Below are 15,638 nucleotides of genomic sequence, written 5' to 3'. Positions count from 1 at the left end.
CCCCCCCGGCGGCCCCCCTCGGCCACCCCCCCCCCCGCTCCCCCCCCCCCCCAAAAACCACCCCCCCAACCCCCGGCGGGCGCCCCGCCCCCCCCCCCCTTCGTTTTCGCAGGCTTCGAAATCAGTCCTTTTCGAAGATGCGTGCCTTGGCGACGACGCCAGCGATTGCGCCGCCGATCAGCGGCGCAACGATGAACAGCCAGAGCTGGCTGAGGGCTGCGCCGCCGGTAAACAGCGCCGGGCCGATCGAACGCGCCGGATTGAGCGAGGTGCCGGTCACCGGGATCATTGCGAAGTGCAGTCCGGCCAGCGTCAGGCCGATGACCAGGCCGGCGAACGCCGTCGAGTGCTTCTCGGCGGTGACGCCGAGGATGACGGTGACGAAGGTGAAGGTGCCGATCAGCTCCCATAGGAAGGCCGAACTCGTCCCCCATTTCGCCACGTCCCAGCCATTGGCGCCGAAACCGGTGGTGTGCCCGCCGGTCTGGCCGGAGACGATGATCCACAGCGCCAGCGAGGCCAGAATGGCGCCGATGATCTGCGCGATCCAGTAAGGAATGACATCCTTGGCCGGCAGCCGGCCGGCAAGGAAGACGCCGAGCGTGACGGCCGGGTTGAGATGTGCGCCTGAGATGGGACCCACCGCGTAAGCCGCCGCAATCAGGCCGATGCCGAACGCCAGGCCGATGGCTTCCTGGCCCAGCGGCAAGTCGGCGAGAAAGCCACCCGTCGCCACCGACGCCGTGCCGATAAACACCAATAGAAATGTCCCTAGAACTTCCGCAAGATACGTTTTCATTGCCCTCTCCTCGCATCGATCCGTCGGTCCGCTTTTCCGCGCCGCGAATCATGGCGCAAAGAGTATTCCCAACGCAAAAGCTTGGAAAGCAGAGCAATTGCGCCACAGATCGTGCTTACGGCGGCCAGTTACCAACATTAGAGACCTTGCATATATTTGAGATTTGTTATCGCCGGCGTGCAGACATTTGCCGGCGGGGAAAATCGTCGGCCGCGAGCGGAAGGCCTCGTCGCCGCGAAATTCAAGCGGGGTTCAATCTCGACGAGAAACGCTCTAAGAGCAGGCCGAAAGATACTGTGCTCGATAGATGGAATGACGAATGCGACTGGGCGGACGGCTGGCGGCAGCCATTGAAGTGCTGGACGACATTGGCCGGCGCCACCGGCCGGTGGCCGATGCGCTGAAAGATTGGGGCCTGTCGCATCGCTTTGCGGGCGGCGGCGACCGCGCGGCGATCGGCAACATCGTCTACGACGCGCTGCGCCACAAACGTTCCGCCGGCTGGCTTTTGGGTGAAGACACGCCCCGCGCCATCGGCTTCGGCGCGCTGCTCATCGAATGGGGCCAGACGCCGCAGTCGCTCAACGATGCGCTCGAGGGCGACAAGTTCGCGCCACCGTTGCTCAGCGCCGCCGAGTTGCAGGCGCTGGCCGAGCGCCGGCCTGAAGACGCGCCGGAGGCGGTGCGGGCGGACGTACCCGACTGGTGCGCGCCGTTGTTCGAACGAGCCTTTGGCGCAGACTGGGTTGCGGAAGGGGCGGCTTTGGCGACCCGCCCGCCGCTCGACATCAGGGTCAACACGCTGCAGTCCGACCGCGCCAAAGTGCTGGCGGAACTCGCCGACACCGGCGCCAAGACAGCTGCTATTGCGCCGCAAGGCATTCGCATCCCGCCCATCGACGGCGACGGCCGGCACCCCAACGTACAGGCCGAGCCGGCTTTCCAAAAGGGCTGGTTCGAGGTTCAGGACGAGGGTTCGCAGATCGTTGCAACCCTTGCCGGCGCGCAAGCCGGGATGCAGGTGCTCGATTTCTGCGCCGGCGCCGGCGGCAAGACGCTGGCGCTATCTGCGGCGATGGCCAACAAAGGCCAGGTCTTCGCCCATGATGCCGAAAAGGCGCGGCTGGCGCCGATCTTCGACCGCATCCGCCGTTCGGAAAACCGCAACGTCCAGGTTGTCACCAAGCCGGCTGAGCTCAGCCCCCTCGCAGGCCACATGGACATCGTGCTGGTCGATGCGCCCTGCACCGGCAGCGGCACCTGGCGGCGCCGTCCAGACGCCAAATGGCGGCTGACGCAAAGACAGCTCGATGCCCGCAAGGGCGAGCAGTCGGCGATCCTCGATGCGGCGAATGCCTATGTCAAACCGGGCGGCCTGCTGGTCTACATCACCTGTTCGGTGTTCGACGAGGAGAATGGCGAGCAGGTCGCCGCCTTTCGCGAACGGCACAAGGGCTTCGTCCCGGTCGATCATCGCGCGCTCTGGGATGCCAGCTTCCCCGGTCACGCAGCGGCCGCCCGGATCGGCAAGACAAGCGATATCTCGCTGTCGCCGGCGCTCAGCGGCACCGACGGGTTCTATTTCTGTGCGCTGCGTCGGGCGAATTGACGCTGCGATTGACAGGCTGACATAGCGCCAGTTGCAGATGCGCGGCGTCGGCCGCCAGACGGGGTAGAATTCTTGCAAAGATATGTGTCGCTTCTGCTTTTCCTCCTTCTGGTGTTCGGCGGCGGCCTGTTGATCGGCTATGCGACGCTGCCGGGTGAATGGTATGCCTCGCTCGCCAAGCCGCCCTTCAACCCGCCCAACTGGGTCTTCGCGCCGGCCTGGACGCTCCTCTATGTGCTGATCGCCGTGGCCGGCTGGCGGACATGGGAGCGGGAACGAGCAGCCGCCGCGATGAAGATCTGGGCCCTCCAGCTTGTTCTGAACTTCGCGTGGTCGCCGACTTTCTTCGGCGCCAAACAGATGGGGCCGGCACTGGTCGTGATCCTGGCTCTTCTCGCCAGCATTGCGCTGTTCATAGCCACGGTGTGGAACCGCGACCGGGTTTCCGGCTGGCTGTTTGCGCCCTATGCCGCGTGGGTAGCCTTCGCCACCTTGCTCAACGCGTCGCTGCTCCTGTTGAACTGAGTGCTTTGCTGCAGTGCAGCAAAAGCATTTGCGTGGCGTTCAGGCGTCTGCGATAAGCTTTGCAGATAAATCAGGGCGATGGCCATGGCAGCAAAGATCGTACCCGCACCCGATTATGAGGACCGCGTCAGGGCGTCGTTCGCCCGCCAGCAGGCGATGGCGACCATTGGCGCCGAGCTGACCCTTGTGACGCCGGGCATCATCGAGATCGAAATGCCCTATTCGGCCGCACTCACGCAGCAGCATGGTTTCCTGCATGCCGGCGTGATTTCGACCGCACTGGACTCGGCTTGCGGCTACGCCGCGTTCTCGCTGATGCCGGAAAATTCCGGCGTGCTGACCATCGAGTTCAAGGTCAATCTCCTGGCGCCCGGCCGGGGCGAACGCTTCCTGTTCCGCGGCTCGGTGACCAAGCCCGGCCGCACCATCATCGTCGCCGACGGCCAGGCCTACGCCTTTGCCGCCGATGGCGAGGCCAAGCTGATCGCGACCATGACCGGCACGATGATGACGGTGGTTGGCCGTGACGGGATAGCAGGCTGATGGCCAAAATTACGCGAATTGGTGGCAAGGACGTCCTCTTCGTCATGGCGGCGCAGGCCGAGTACGGTCCGCATCTGCAAAAACTGTTCACGCCGCTGATGACGGGCGTCGGCCCGGTAGAGGCAGGTGTGCGGCTCGGCGCCGAACTGTCATGGCTGAAATCCGAGAAGGCGTTGCCCGATCTCGTCGTCTTGCTCGGCTCCGCCGGCAGCCGCACACTGGAGCAGACGGAAATCTACCAGGCGGTCTCGGTCAGCTATCGCGACATCGACGCTTCGCCGCTAGGCTTCGAAAAAGGCGCGACGCCGTTCCTCGACCTGCCGGTGACCGTCCCGCTATCATTCAGGATACCGGGCATTAAAGAAGCCAGCCTGTCGACCGGCGGCGCCATCATCACCGGCGCCGCCTACGACGCCATCGCCGCCGATATGGTCGACATGGAAACCTTCGCCTGCCTGCGCGCCTGCCAGTTGTTCGATGTCCCGCTTATCGGCCTGCGCGGCATTTCAGACGGTGCAGCCGATCTGCGCCACGTTGGCGACTGGACCGAATATCTGCATGTCATCGACGAGAAGCTGGCGGATGCGGTCGCTCGGCTCGAACAGGCCATCGGCTCCGGCACGCTACACAAGGAGCAGCCTGGGCAAGAGTCGGCGCCGCTCTGAAAGTCGGGTTGCGCACCCCATTGCGCCGACTCGTTTCTTTCTCTAAAGGCTCGCCATGACGACAGCCAATCATCCCGATACAGTCCTGATTGTCGATTTCGGCAGCCAGTTTACGCAACTCATCGCCCGCCGCATCCGCGAGGCTGGCGTGTTTTCCGAGATCGTGCCGTTCCAATCGGCCGAAGCTGCCTTCAAGCGCATCAATCCGAAAGCCGTGATCCTGTCGGGCGGTCCCGCCTCGACATCGGACATCGGCAGCCCGCGCGCGCCGCAGATCGTCTTCGATGCCGGCGTACCTGTGCTCGGTATCTGCTACGGCCAGATGGCCATTTGCGTGCAGATGGGCGGCGTCGCCGAAAGCTCGAACCATCGCGAATTCGGCCGCGCCTTCGTCGAGATCGAAAAGGACAGCCCGCTGTTCGAGGGCCTGTGGGCGCCAGGCCAGCGCCACCAGGTGTGGATGAGCCATGGCGACCGCGTCATCTCGCTGCCCAAGGGGTTCGAAGTCTTCGGCAAGTCGGAAGGCTCGCCTTTCGCCATCTTCGGCAACGTCGCGCGCAAGATGTACGGCATCATGTTCCACCCGGAAGTTGTGCATACGCCGGATGGCGCCAGGCTGCTGAGAAACTTCGTGCACAACATCGCCGGCATCGAAGGCGACTGGACGATGCGCGCCTATCGCGAGCATGCGGTCGAGACAATTCGCAAACAGGTCGGCAAGGGCAAGGTGATCTGCGCGCTGTCGGGCGGCGTGGATTCATCGGTCGCCGCACTTTTGATCCACGAAGCGGTCGGCGACCAGCTGACCTGCATTCTTGTCGACCATGGCCTGATGCGCAAGGACGAGGCCGCCGGCGTGGTGGCGATGTTCCGCCAGCACTACAATCTGCCGCTGATCCTGGTCGACGCGTCGGAAAAATTCATCTCGGCGCTGGAAGGCGAGTCCGACCCCGAGAAGAAGCGCAAGACCATCGGCCGGCTGTTCATCGAAGTGTTCGAGGAAGAGGCCAAGAAACTCGGCGGCGCCGATTTCCTGGCGCAAGGCACGCTCTATCCCGACGTCATCGAGAGCGTCTCCTTCACCGGCGGCCCGTCGGTGACCATCAAGTCGCACCACAATGTCGGCGGCCTGCCGGCGCGCATGAACATGCAGCTGGTCGAGCCGCTGCGCGAACTGTTCAAGGACGAGGTGAGGGCACTGGGCAAGGAACTCGGCCTGCCCGAAAGTTTTATTGGCCGCCATCCGTTCCCTGGACCAGGCCTTGCCATCCGCTGCCCCGGCGGTATCACCCGCGAAAAGCTCGAAATCCTGCGCGAGGCCGACGCCATCTATCTCGACGAGATCCGCAAGGCCGGCCTCTACGACGCCATCTGGCAGGCTTTCGCCGTGCTGCTTCCGGTGCAGACCGTCGGTGTGATGGGCGACGGCCGCACCTACGAATTCGTCTGCGCCCTGCGCGCCGTGACGTCCGTCGACGGCATGACCGCCGACTTCTACCACTACGACATGGCTTTCCTCGGCGCGGCGGCCACCCGCATCATCAACGAAGTCCGCGGCATCAACCGCGTCGTCTACGACGTGACGTCAAAGCCGCCAGGCACCATCGAGTGGGAGTGATTCAGGCCCACTCAAACGCCGCCGAAAACACGCCATTGTACGCCATAACTATTTGACAACACATATAAACCCATTCGGCGACAATCGGTGCGCAGAGATTGGATTGACGGACCGGCTGAGGGACCTTCCGCATATTGGTAGCTCAGATTTTTCGAAGTACCGTCAGATCCAATGAGGCTCTGACGGTATTTTTTTATGCCTTAAGGAATTGAAGATAAAACAAAATTTCTGCCGAAGAGCCTCGAAATTGTACTGACGGTACTTTTCAGGAGGTAGCGGGGAATGCTGACGGACGTCGCCCTTAAAGCCCTGAACCAAAAGAGAACATCTACAAGATTGCGACGGCATGTATGTTCGCGTCATGCCCAGTGGCGCGATCTCCTTTCGGCTGGATTACAGGCTCAACGGAGGCCGCGAGACGGTCTATCTTGGCAGGTATGGACGGGACGGAATCTCGCTTGCCTCAGCCGGGAGAAGTGTCTCGACGCGAAGCGCGCTATTGGCGAGTGACGGTCGCCGGCGATAGAAAAGCAGCGCGACAAGCGCCGAGTTGTCACCCCGGTCTCCGGCCGACTTCAGCGCCGAAATGGCTACCAAACCAAAGCGATGCCCGGGCCTCCAAGGCCTCTTCTTATTCCGGCCAAGCCGGCCCGGAGCGCCGCATTCACTCACATCCCTTGAACCTGAGTGCAGAGTTGCCGCATCGAAGCCATTTGAGCAGCCGAGTTCGCGCCCGAACCCGTGCTGGTGCTGGCGGTCGTATCGCCAGCTGTATTCGAGGATCCCGACGTGCCGGTGGTTGTACCCGAACCAGTGCTGTTGCTGGCCGTGGTGTTACTGCCGGTCGAACCAGAGCTGCCTGAAGTGCCGGTGGCTGTGCCAGAGCCGGTGCCGATACTCGCCGTTGTATCACTGCCGGTCGAAGCCGAGCTACCTGACGTGCCGGTCATTGTGCCAGAGCCAGTGCCGTTACTGGCCGTCATCCTCGAGCAGTCGGAGCGAACCTGTGCCTGCTGTTCAGAGCTCAGGGACGACCAGTTCTTGCGGATCTCATCCTGCGACAGAAGTCTTCCCGAATTGGCGTCGCTGAAGAATGAGCCGGAGAGCTTGCTGTCCCAGCCGCTCGGGATACCGCTTTGGCCGGAGCCGGACGTAGAGCTCATACTGGACCCGGCCGATGAGCCGGACGTTCCGTTCGTGCCGCTGGATGTTCCCGACGACTGCGCCAAGGCCGCGGTGGCGAGACAGAGAGAGATCGCTGTAGCTGTCAAAATCTTACGTTTCATGTGAGTCTCCTTTGGGGTTCGACGCCGTTGCGGCGTCGAATCCTAATCCCGAGGAAAGGCACTTGTTCCTGTAAAGAGTGGAATTCGATGTCATGATCCTTGTGCACCAGCCTTGGCCTCGAATGCGATGCCGGAGCGCTTCAACGACGACTGACGCCTCAGGCGAGAGCTGTCCGCTACTGGGTGTTAGAGGCGATATGCGGAACGCTTCCCGAATAGTTGGGTGCCACCATCGGGTAATTGCGAGGCAGGTTCCATTTGGTTCGGTAATCGTCCGGATTCATGCCCAGTCGGCCAAGGTGCGAACTGCGTCGGGTCTCGGTTAGAGACAGGAGGGTGGCCTTTGCCGCGGCGTATAGCTCGACATGCGGAGCTCGTCTCGACCGCGCACACTCAATATGTTTTACGATGACGCCCCCCAGATGTCATATGAGCGAATGCCTTTCCGGCGAAATAAATTGCTCCCAGCAGGTCGACGCTCAGCACCTTCAGCCAGCCCGCTCTAGTGAATGCCTCAATGGTTAAAGATTATCAGGCCGGCGCGTTGTTGACGATTATTACCAACCTGCCGAACGCGTGAGCGCAAGTCGACAGCACCGTGATAGCGGCCTCCCCGGCGCGCCCCTTGTCGAACCGATGCGCGCCTTCTCGACCTTGCCTCCACCCACGTCGGCTCACCCGTGCACCTTCGGTGCCCAACCGCATGGCGATGGCCAGTCCAATGCCGCTTGCAGCACCGGTTACAATGCAGTCTTGTTATCCAGGCGCATCGGGTTCGACCTCTTTCTGGGGAGCAGCAAGTGGTTCAGTCCAGCCTTCAGCGACCCGATCCACGCTCAGCAGGCTGCGCGCATAATCCTGTTGCGCGCGAACAATGGCATCGTCTTGCTGTGAGGGAAGAAAGACCGGCAAAGCAAGGCAGACACTTTGTGTGGCCAACAGCTTGTTCCAGTTCGCGATCAGCGCCTTGAAAGCGCGCCCCACCGCCCTCGGATTTCGGTCGAGGTCATAGAGGCCGAGCGGATTGATCCGTCCGTTGTTCTCCCGAAGCGCACTGTCCCAGTCCACCTGATCCGTCAGCGAGTACCAGGTGAAGCCTACGATGGGGATGCCATCGTTGCGGATCCGCAGCACGTTGGCCCACTCTTTCCACAGCCAATAGACGGCCTCGTCTCCATTGGGGCCTTCGCTGATGTTGGTCTCCGTATGCATTACGGGAAGCCGGTAGCGGTTGAAGTACTGCCGCGTGATCTCGTCATAGCCAAACACCTCGCCGGACCCGGACGTCGTTCCGTCTGCCCAAACCCGATGTTCGTTGGTCTGGTAATAGTCGGTGCCCATCACGCAATGCCTGCGCAGATGGCTTTCCAGGAAGAAACTGTATTCTTCGGCCGTCATCCCGTTTTCGAGAAGATAGCGATAGGTGTGCGCGTCGACGTCATGACCGTAGTTGAGGTCAAGCGACAGGAAACGCTCGCTGTTGAACCGTTCCGCTCTGCCGACCGCCTCGGGAGAATCGGCGTGGAAGTATTCCGAGGATTCGCTCTGAATGAAGATGGCGTCCGGCCGCACCTCGAGAATCGCCCGCATGGCAAGCACGTTCGCCTTCACGATGTGCTTGAGGGCGGTGACGAAAGCAGTGTCGCTGCTCAGTTGTTCGTTCCACCATCCCCAGCGGGCCGAAAAGGTGGCGCAGATGAACATCTCATTTATTGGGGTGAAGAGCTGGATCCACGGATAGCGCATCGCGAAATCCCTGGCGTAGTGCTCGAATAGTGTCGGAAAATCCGGGTTCTGGAAGTTGCCAATCCAGTCCGGCACGCCAAAATGGCAAAGGTCGACGATCGGAAGAATGTCTTTCGCCTTCAGGTCCGCGAAGGTCTCATCGGCGAATGCCCAATCATAACGTCCGTCACCCAGCCATGTTTTGTGGATGGGAGGTCCGTAGCGGAGGAAATGCACCCCGAGATCCTGGACCAGTTCGAAGTCGGTGCGCCATCGTTCGTAGAAGCGGCATTTTTCCATTTCGTCGACGCGCTCCCGGCCTTGTCGAATGGTGGGGGTGCTGTTCTCGATGCCGGTGGCAAACATGAACGTGAACATTGATGGTCCTTAGCCAAGGCGGAGATGCCCGCGCTTGGTCAAACGTTCAGTGCTCGACGCAGTTCCTGCAAGACTGCTTGTCAAGTTCGGTAGGCGCCTGACAACCACGTGCCTGAAATTGGCGGAATTCTATCCCACGGTTCAAGCGAGCAGCTTGCGCCGAACATGGTCGGACTATGCTGGACGGAGATGTCGGCTTCGGGCCAGACCAGTTGGCGTCAAACGGGTCTTTGCGAGTGAAAGCGGTACGGCAATTTCTACGAGCTCTACGCGATCGCCGCCGCCGTCCTTGGAGGGTTCTCGTTGCGGGGCGGGGAAGGCTCAATCATTGGTGTGGTGCTTGGAACGATCTTGCTGCAGGTGCTTCAGAACCTTGTCAATCTTCTAGGCATTCCCTCCTCACTCAACTTTGCCGTGAGTGGATCGGTGATCCAGATCGGGGTACTGGCCGACCAGGAATACACAGAGTTTCGAAAGCGCCGCGAATTGATGCGGGGCCGGCTCGCAACCGCCGAAGGTAGGCTGTGATGCCCGAGCCGGTGAAATAGGTTGTTCGCGGCAGTTTCGATCGCCGACCGGTTGGCTGCTTGCGCCCGGGGGGCAGCCGAAGGCCGGGATCTAAAACGCCGCAATATTGCCTCTCGAGCGGCTCCTGCTTCGAAGGCAGTCGCCGCAATGTCGATGCAGTCGGCTCATGATGTGCCGAGTTTCGATCTCGCATGGCGATGTAACTTATGCGATCAGCCCGTACTGCCGTGCCTTGTTGCGCAAGAACGGCAGACCGTTGCCCATTACAACCGCTTCACTCTCGGCCACCGGACGCCACACGCTGAGGCCAAACGCCAGACGCGGATCCATGTTGATGAAGCTCTCCATCGCGAGCCCGCCCTTGAAGCCGATCGCGGCCAGCGTCGCGAACGTCTCATCCCAATTGCAATTGCCCTCGCCTGGGGTGCCGCGATCAGACTCGGAGAGGTGGATATATTTGAGGTAATCGCGGGCGACGATAATACCGTTGCCCATACCTTTCTCCTCGATATTCATGTGGTAGGTATCAAGGTGCACGAACATATTGTCGGCGCCGACTCTCTCGATTAGTGCCACCGCCTGAGCCGCGGTGTTGATGATGTGGTTCTCGTAGCGGTTCACGGCTTCAACACCGAGTTCGATGCCGCGAGACTTGGCTTGCGCGGCGGCGGACGTCATCACTTTCGCAATGTTATCAAGTTCGTCCTGCGTAGGTGGCACGCCAGTACGCTCGCCGATGCCGCCATAGATTACGCCGCATAGCGCCTGGGCTCCGATGTCGGACGTCTTGTCGATAGCCACCTTGAGAAAGTCAATCGCCTCCTGTGGGTGGCGCGATGCCCACGCATATTCGGGCAACCCTAGCGAGCACACCGCCTGCATGCCATTTGCCGCCAGCAGCTTGCGGGTGTGATCGGCATCGCAAGAAAATGGATCGGCCAGCGAAATTTCAATGAAATCGAGATCGTATTTTTTCACCGCCGCTACAGTGTGCTCGGCGCCCTCTACGGACCAACCACTCGTCCACATGCTCGTATGAACGCCAAAACCCTTCATCGTGTTATCCTCATGAAATTGAGCTGCCCGGCAGCCCACCGCAAGATCATGACGCCGATCAGCATGATGCCCCAAATGGCTGTGGCCAGGTGCTGGCTGGCGCCCAAGAGATTCAGTCCCGAAGAAAGCAACTGCAAAACGATGAGGGCTAGGAAGACCGAAACGACCTTGCCGAAGCCGCCAAACGGATTCACCCCGCCCAAGAAGCAGGCAAGCACCGTAATCAGCACATAGGACTCGCCATGGCCGACACGGACGGAATTGAATCGTGCCATCATGATAATGCCGGCCAACGCACACATGGCGCCAGACAGCGCGTAGATCAGAATGATCACGCGTCGCGTCGAGATGCCGGAATAGCGCGTCGCCTCGATGTTGGAGCCGACCATATAGTTTGAAAAGCCAAGCCTGGTTCGGGTCATCAAGACATGCCAGACGATGACTGCGCCGAGCAGTATCAGCAGCGGGACAGGAATGCCGACGATGCTGCCGTGGCCGAGCGGCTGGATGAATTCGGGAAAGCCCGAAATATCGGCGCCGCGGGTCAGAAACTCGCCAAGGCCGCGCAGGAAAATCATCACCGAGAGCGAGACGAGGATGGGGTGCGCGCCGGTATAGGCTATCACCGGGCCCATGACCAAGCCGCTTGCCGTGCCAACGCCGACCGCAAGAACGGAACCGAGTAGAAAGGCATAGATGCTTGCGTCCGGTCCTCCGTTGGCCTGAAGAACCCAGGCGAGCGTGAGGCCGCAGAGATTGGCCGTGAACGTCACGGCGAGATTGATGCCGCCCGAGATGATCGGCATCAACATCGCGAGTGTAAGCAGTCCAAGTTCAGGCAACTGGAAGGCCACCGATTCAAAGGTAGCTTTGGACAGGAATCGCGGCGAGAGAGATCCGAAGAATGCAATCACCAAAATCAATGCCAGCAAAAGTCCGATATTCTCGGCGCCCAACGTGCCGGCAAGACGGCGCAAGAATCCGTGCCGTAGCGCTCCAGTTTCGAGCACGCGCTGCGTCATGTACCCATCCTCTGCCGCAAGCCCGCGAGGATATGCCCGAGCGGCGCGTTGGACAGCGTGATGGCAATCAAGATGATCGCCCCGACGATCATCTTGAAAGCATAGGGAGAGATGCCGAGGAGGTTCAGCCCGTTTTGCGTCACCGACACAAGAAACACGCCAAGGATGCAACCGAGCACGGTGCCGCGCCCGCCACCCAGCCTGGCACCGCCAAGGACAACAGCTGCCAGCACGTCCAGCTCGCGCCCCACCAATGCGTTGGGCACGACTTCCTGGGAATAGTGCACCTGCACAAGTCCCGCGATCCCGGCCATCAAACCAAGCCAGCCGAAGGCAATGAAGTGCATCGCCGCGATGTTGATACCGAGGCGACGGGCGCCCTCCGGGTTATCGCCAAAAGCGTATAGCTGCCGTCCCGTGGTGGTATACCGGATAAGCCCCCAGGTGGCGGCGACACAGACCGCCATGATCGCAACCGGCAGTGTTAGCTCGGCCCAATTGCCATTCGCCTGTTGGAACTCGAAAAGCACAGTGCGATGCGTCCACCAGGCAGGCAGATTGTAGATCGATACACCGTGCGTGAAGAACATCAGCAGGCCGAAAAAAATATTGAAGGTGGCGATGGTGACAACGATTGAAATGATCTGGAAATAGTAGATGAGGCCGGCGTTCACCGCACCCAGGGCGATCCCGACGATTGCCGCCAAGGTGAGGCCGATGAACCAATCACCACCTCCCATTTGGGCTAGAGCCAGCGCCACAACGTATTGAACCACTGACGCGGCCACGGCGAAGGAGATGTCGATGCCCCCAGCGATCAACACCACCAGCAGCCCAACCGCGAAGATCAGATTTGTCGAGCTTGTGTTGAGCAGATTGAAGAGATTGGCAATGGTGAAGAATTTGTCGCTCGCAACGGAGAGACCTGCGCTCATGATGAGAAGAACCACAACGAGCCATGTCTCGGTGGGATGAGCCCGGAAGAGCTTGCCGCGGTTACGCATAGACGGCAGCTTCCAGGTCGCCGAGCGAGATGGCGTGCGGGTCGTATTCGGCGACCATCTTGCCCGCGGCCATATGGAGGATGCGGTCGGCGTTGAAATAGACCTCCGGCACTTCATCGGATATCAGCAGAATCGCCAGGCCTTCGGCAGCAAGCTTGGCGACAATCTCGAAGATGCCGGCCCGCGCGCCAACGTCCACCCCCACGGTTGGCGAATCAAGAATGATCAGTTTCAGTCCGACCGCCAGCCATTTGGCGATGGCCACCCTTTGCTGGTTGCCGCCTGAGAGCGTGGAAATCGCATCGGTCTGCCGCCCGACTTTTATCGCCAATTCCTCGATCCAATGATTGACGAGCGCATCCTTCTTCTCCGAGGAGATCAGCCCTCGATCAAGGATCTTGTCGAGCACCGGGATAACGGCGTTGTCGGCGATGGATTGAGCTTGTATGAGACCAAGGGACAAGCGGTCTTCGGAGAGATATCCAATACCCGCGCGGATTGCGTCGCGGTTGGAGTTCAGATGAAGAACCGTCCCGTTGAGTGCGATGCTGCCGCGGTCTGGGCGCAGCATGCCGAAAATCGAAAGCGCGAGTTCTGTGCGACCGGCGCCGAGTAGCCCGGTCAGGCCAAGCGTTTCACCGCGCCGTATTGTCAGCGAAACGTCGTCATAGTCGCCTGCGCGGGTCAATCGGTCGATCTTCAACACGACGGGTGATCCACTAAGGTTTCTCGTGCTCACGGTTTGGTCGAAAGTCTTGCCGGTCATTAGTTCGGTGAGGCGTGATTGGGTCATTCCGGCGGTCGGGAACACCCCAACGACCTTACCGTCGCGCAGAACGGTGACGCGACTTGAGATCTCCAGAACTTCTGCAAGGCGATGGCTGACGAAGACGATGGCCATGCCTTCATTCGAGAGTGTTCGAACGATCGCGAGCAACCGGTCTGTTTCCGATTGAGTAAGCGACGATGTGGGCTCGTCCATGAAAATAACCTTCGCATCGCCGGCGAGCGCCCGGGCGATGGCGACGATCTGACGTTGGGCGATTGCAAAGCTACGCAGAGGCGCGTCGACATCGAGGTCGGCGCCAAGCCGCGCCAACAGCCCTCGCGCCACCTCGCGAATGCGCGAATGATCGACGAGCCGAGGCATGTTGCCGAGGACAGTTCTGATCCCGATATTTTCCGCGACTGTCATTTCAGGAAACAGTGCGAGGTCCTGCCAGATGACTTCCACCCCGGCGCTGCGCGCCGCAGCCGGCGACATGATGTCGACAGACTTTCCGGCGATCGACATGTTTGCGCCGGCTAGTGGCTGACAAACGCCGGTGATTACCTTGATCAGGGTGCTCTTGCCGCTGCCGTTCTCACCGGCGATGCATTGCACTTCACCCGGGAGAACCTCGAAGGCGACATCCTGGAGGGCTCTAACGCCACCAAATGTGACGCTTATGTTGCTAAACGACAGAACCGATGGGAGGTCCTGCGTCGTAGACGCGACGAGGTTCACGGCGGGCCCTTCTGAAATGACAAGGATGGGGCGTGCCGGGATTGATCTGCCACCCCGGCACGCCAGCCATGGTCCGCCATCTAAAGCCCTAGGGCTGCAAGACCATCGACCGTTTCGACCGTGATAGGCTGCACAGCGTCCACGATGATGGTGCCGGTTTTGAAGTCAGGGTGAACGACACCCAGACCTTCGATCGTCATGCCGTCGGTGATTTCACCGCCGCCCGCCAGAAAATCAGCCATCGTTACGAATACTTTGCCCGCTTCCAGAGGATTCCACATATAGCCGCCGTCAATAATGCCGGATTTGAGCATTGCGCTGCCTTGGCTAGGCGAGAATGAACCGACAAGAACCACCTTGTCACCAAGCTTCTGCTCCTCGATCGCGCGTCCGGCGCCGATCGGTCCCTGACTGCCGAACGTCAGGAAGCCGCCGAGGTCAGGATTGGCGGCAAGCACATCCAGAGCCGTCTTTCGGCTGTCATCGGCGCTCTCGGCGACGCCATATCTGTCGCCAACCATCTGCATGTCGGGAAAGTTCTTCTTCAGGTAGGCGATTGCAGCATCGGCCCAGGCATTGTGTGCGGGCACAGTAAGAGAACCTACGTACACCACGTACTTGCCTTTGCCGCCCATTTTCTCGGCAAATAGCTTGGCATGGGCCTCACCGAAACCAACGGCCGAGACCATTTCGAAGTCCCAATCAGCGTTCACCTGGTCTGGCGATTCATGGGTTATGACCTTGATGCCCGTGTCGCGCGCCTTTTTTAGAACCGGCTCGAGAACGTTTGCATCATTCGGCACGACGCCAATTACGCTGACGCCCTGAGCTATCAGGTCTTCGATCGCGCGGACCTGAAGTGCCGGGTCGGCGCTGGTCGGCCCGACCATGAAGCCGTCGTCGCCAAGCTCTTTCGACTTTTCCTTTATTCCCGTTTCCATGGCATTGAACCAGGGAATGCCGCCGATCTTCACGACGACTCCAACCTTGACGTCCTTTGCCAGCGCAGCATTCATTGTGGCGACCGAAAGGGCTGCGCCGAACGCTGCCGCGAGTATAGTTCTTGCTAACATTTAATTCCTCCCTGATTGACGAGTTTTTGAGTTGCCTATTGCCCATGTCGGCTTTGTTTGGCCCACCCCTTTGTGCCCGACGGCATTGACGCACTCGGCGCCGCATTCCTCCCAGAACGCGCCATAAAAGACTTTGAATGCCGGCCGGTCAAGGTGCTAAATAGATTTAGCAAGGCGGTCACGCCACCAGCGTCTAAAAACATTTCTCGATTGATGTAAACGATCCGCCCTTTCGCACTCAGGCTGCACCCGTAGAAAGGACATGCGATCCCCCGCGAGCCTTGGGTGGAGGCGGTGCTA

At 60.4% G+C, this 15,638-nt stretch carries 14 protein-coding genes and 2 pseudogenes; 8 read left to right on the top strand and 8 right to left on the bottom strand.

The features are described from left to right. Positions 1–121: 121 nt before the first annotated feature. Positions 122–799 carry an MIP family channel protein gene (locus tag NKK50_RS29970; RefSeq protein WP_023681822.1) on the bottom strand — a complete coding sequence of 226 codons (678 nt, stop codon included), beginning with the start codon at positions 797–799 and terminating at the stop codon, positions 122–124. 319 nt (positions 800–1,118) lie between these two features. Between NKK50_RS29970 and NKK50_RS29965 the strand changes: the two genes are divergently transcribed. From NKK50_RS29965 to NKK50_RS29935, 7 genes and pseudogenes are all read left to right on the top strand, one after another. Beyond that, positions 1,119–2,408, top strand: a complete 1,290-nt coding sequence (locus NKK50_RS29965) for an RsmB/NOP family class I SAM-dependent RNA methyltransferase (RefSeq protein ID WP_352544295.1) — start codon at positions 1,119–1,121, stop codon at positions 2,406–2,408. Positions 2,409–2,480: 72 nt separating this feature from the next. Further along, positions 2,481–2,933: a TspO/MBR family protein gene (locus NKK50_RS29960; RefSeq protein ID WP_352544294.1), complete on the top strand. Its 453-nt coding sequence runs from the start codon at positions 2,481–2,483 to the stop codon at positions 2,931–2,933. An 84-nt stretch (positions 2,934–3,017) separates the two neighbouring features. After that, positions 3,018–3,476 (top strand): PaaI family thioesterase, encoded by a 459-nt coding sequence (locus NKK50_RS29955; protein ID WP_023686843.1) that lies wholly within the window; start codon positions 3,018–3,020, stop codon positions 3,474–3,476. After that, positions 3,476–4,141 (top strand): 5'-methylthioadenosine/S-adenosylhomocysteine nucleosidase, encoded by a 666-nt coding sequence (locus NKK50_RS29950; RefSeq protein ID WP_352544293.1) that lies wholly within the window; start codon positions 3,476–3,478, stop codon positions 4,139–4,141. The genes NKK50_RS29955 and NKK50_RS29950 overlap by 1 nt, the downstream gene beginning before the upstream one ends. Before the next feature lie 55 nt (positions 4,142–4,196). Continuing rightward, positions 4,197–5,759, top strand: coding sequence for a glutamine-hydrolyzing GMP synthase (guaA, locus tag NKK50_RS29945; RefSeq protein WP_023707954.1), 1,563 nt, complete (start codon positions 4,197–4,199; stop codon positions 5,757–5,759). 282 nt (positions 5,760–6,041) lie between these two features. Further along, a pseudogene (locus tag NKK50_RS29940) lies at positions 6,042–6,266 on the top strand (Arm DNA-binding domain-containing protein); the annotation flags it as partial. A 234-nt stretch (positions 6,267–6,500) separates the two neighbouring features. Then, entirely contained in the window at positions 6,501–7,049 is a 549-nt protein-coding gene (locus NKK50_RS29935) for a hypothetical protein (RefSeq protein ID WP_023667727.1), read from the top strand. A 172-nt stretch (positions 7,050–7,221) separates the two neighbouring features. Here the strand turns inward: NKK50_RS29935 and NKK50_RS29930 are convergent, their stop codons facing one another. Further along, on the bottom strand, positions 7,222–7,377 hold the full coding sequence (locus tag NKK50_RS29930; RefSeq protein WP_488362152.1) for a MucR family transcriptional regulator: 156 nt from the start codon (positions 7,375–7,377) through the stop codon (positions 7,222–7,224). A 424-nt stretch (positions 7,378–7,801) separates the two neighbouring features. Beyond that, positions 7,802–9,148: a family 1 glycosylhydrolase gene (locus tag NKK50_RS29925; RefSeq protein ID WP_023667728.1), complete on the bottom strand. Its 1,347-nt coding sequence runs from the start codon at positions 9,146–9,148 to the stop codon at positions 7,802–7,804. Between the two features lie 246 nt (positions 9,149–9,394). Between NKK50_RS29925 and NKK50_RS29920 the strand changes: the two are divergent. Then, positions 9,395–9,676 (top strand): annotated as a pseudogene (locus NKK50_RS29920) (ABC transporter permease subunit); the annotation flags it as partial. A gap of 204 nt (positions 9,677–9,880) precedes the next feature. Here the strand turns inward: NKK50_RS29920 and NKK50_RS29915 are convergent. The 5 genes from NKK50_RS29915 to NKK50_RS29895 form a co-directional block, all read right to left on the bottom strand. Further along, the gene (locus NKK50_RS29915) at positions 9,881–10,732 is read right to left on the bottom strand and encodes a sugar phosphate isomerase/epimerase family protein (RefSeq protein WP_031204621.1); all 852 of its coding nucleotides are present in this window, start codon (positions 10,730–10,732) and stop codon (positions 9,881–9,883) included. Further along, positions 10,729–11,754 carry an ABC transporter permease gene (locus NKK50_RS29910; RefSeq protein ID WP_023667740.1) on the bottom strand — a complete coding sequence of 342 codons (1,026 nt, stop codon included), beginning with the start codon at positions 11,752–11,754 and terminating at the stop codon, positions 10,729–10,731. Before NKK50_RS29910 ends, NKK50_RS29915 begins: the two co-directional genes overlap by 4 nt. Then, complete coding sequence (locus NKK50_RS29905; RefSeq protein WP_023667741.1) at positions 11,751–12,758, bottom strand: ABC transporter permease; 1,008 nt, start codon at positions 12,756–12,758, stop codon at positions 11,751–11,753. Before NKK50_RS29905 ends, NKK50_RS29910 begins: the two co-directional genes overlap by 4 nt. Continuing rightward, on the bottom strand, positions 12,751–14,265 hold the full coding sequence (locus NKK50_RS29900; RefSeq protein ID WP_050591314.1) for a sugar ABC transporter ATP-binding protein: 1,515 nt from the start codon (positions 14,263–14,265) through the stop codon (positions 12,751–12,753). The genes NKK50_RS29905 and NKK50_RS29900 overlap by 8 nt, the downstream gene beginning before the upstream one ends. An 80-nt stretch (positions 14,266–14,345) precedes the next feature. Then, positions 14,346–15,338 (bottom strand): substrate-binding domain-containing protein, encoded by a 993-nt coding sequence (locus NKK50_RS29895; RefSeq protein ID WP_031204618.1) that lies wholly within the window; start codon positions 15,336–15,338, stop codon positions 14,346–14,348. Positions 15,339–15,638 lie beyond the last annotated feature (300 nt).

It is taken from the genome of Mesorhizobium sp. M0001, from assembly GCF_040324255.1.
Taxonomy (GTDB): Bacteria; Pseudomonadota; Alphaproteobacteria; order Rhizobiales; family Rhizobiaceae; genus Mesorhizobium.
The sequence above is the reverse complement of the archived record's forward strand: the minus strand, read 5'-3'. Positions and strand labels throughout refer to the sequence as shown.

What these genes read in the sequence shown, in the direction of transcription:
- NKK50_RS29970 (WP_023681822.1), bottom strand. Translation starts at nt 799, where the DNA reads ATGAAAACGTATCTTGCGGAAGTTCTAGGGACATTTCTATTGGTGTTT.
- NKK50_RS29965 (WP_352544295.1), top strand. Translation starts at nt 1,119, where the DNA reads ATGCGACTGGGCGGACGGCTGGCGGCAGCCATTGAAGTGCTGGACGAC.
- NKK50_RS29955 (WP_023686843.1), top strand. Translation starts at nt 3,018, where the DNA reads ATGGCAGCAAAGATCGTACCCGCACCCGATTATGAGGACCGCGTCAGG.
- NKK50_RS29950 (WP_352544293.1), top strand. Translation starts at nt 3,476, where the DNA reads ATGGCCAAAATTACGCGAATTGGTGGCAAGGACGTCCTCTTCGTCATG.
- guaA (WP_023707954.1), top strand. Translation starts at nt 4,197, where the DNA reads ATGACGACAGCCAATCATCCCGATACAGTCCTGATTGTCGATTTCGGC.
- NKK50_RS29925 (WP_023667728.1), bottom strand. Translation starts at nt 9,148, where the DNA reads ATGTTCACGTTCATGTTTGCCACCGGCATCGAGAACAGCACCCCCACC.
- NKK50_RS29915 (WP_031204621.1), bottom strand. Translation starts at nt 10,732, where the DNA reads ATGAAGGGTTTTGGCGTTCATACGAGCATGTGGACGAGTGGTTGGTCC.
- NKK50_RS29910 (WP_023667740.1), bottom strand. Translation starts at nt 11,754, where the DNA reads ATGACGCAGCGCGTGCTCGAAACTGGAGCGCTACGGCACGGATTCTTG.
- NKK50_RS29905 (WP_023667741.1), bottom strand. Translation starts at nt 12,758, where the DNA reads ATGCGTAACCGCGGCAAGCTCTTCCGGGCTCATCCCACCGAGACATGG.
- NKK50_RS29895 (WP_031204618.1), bottom strand. Translation starts at nt 15,338, where the DNA reads ATGTTAGCAAGAACTATACTCGCGGCAGCGTTCGGCGCAGCCCTTTCG.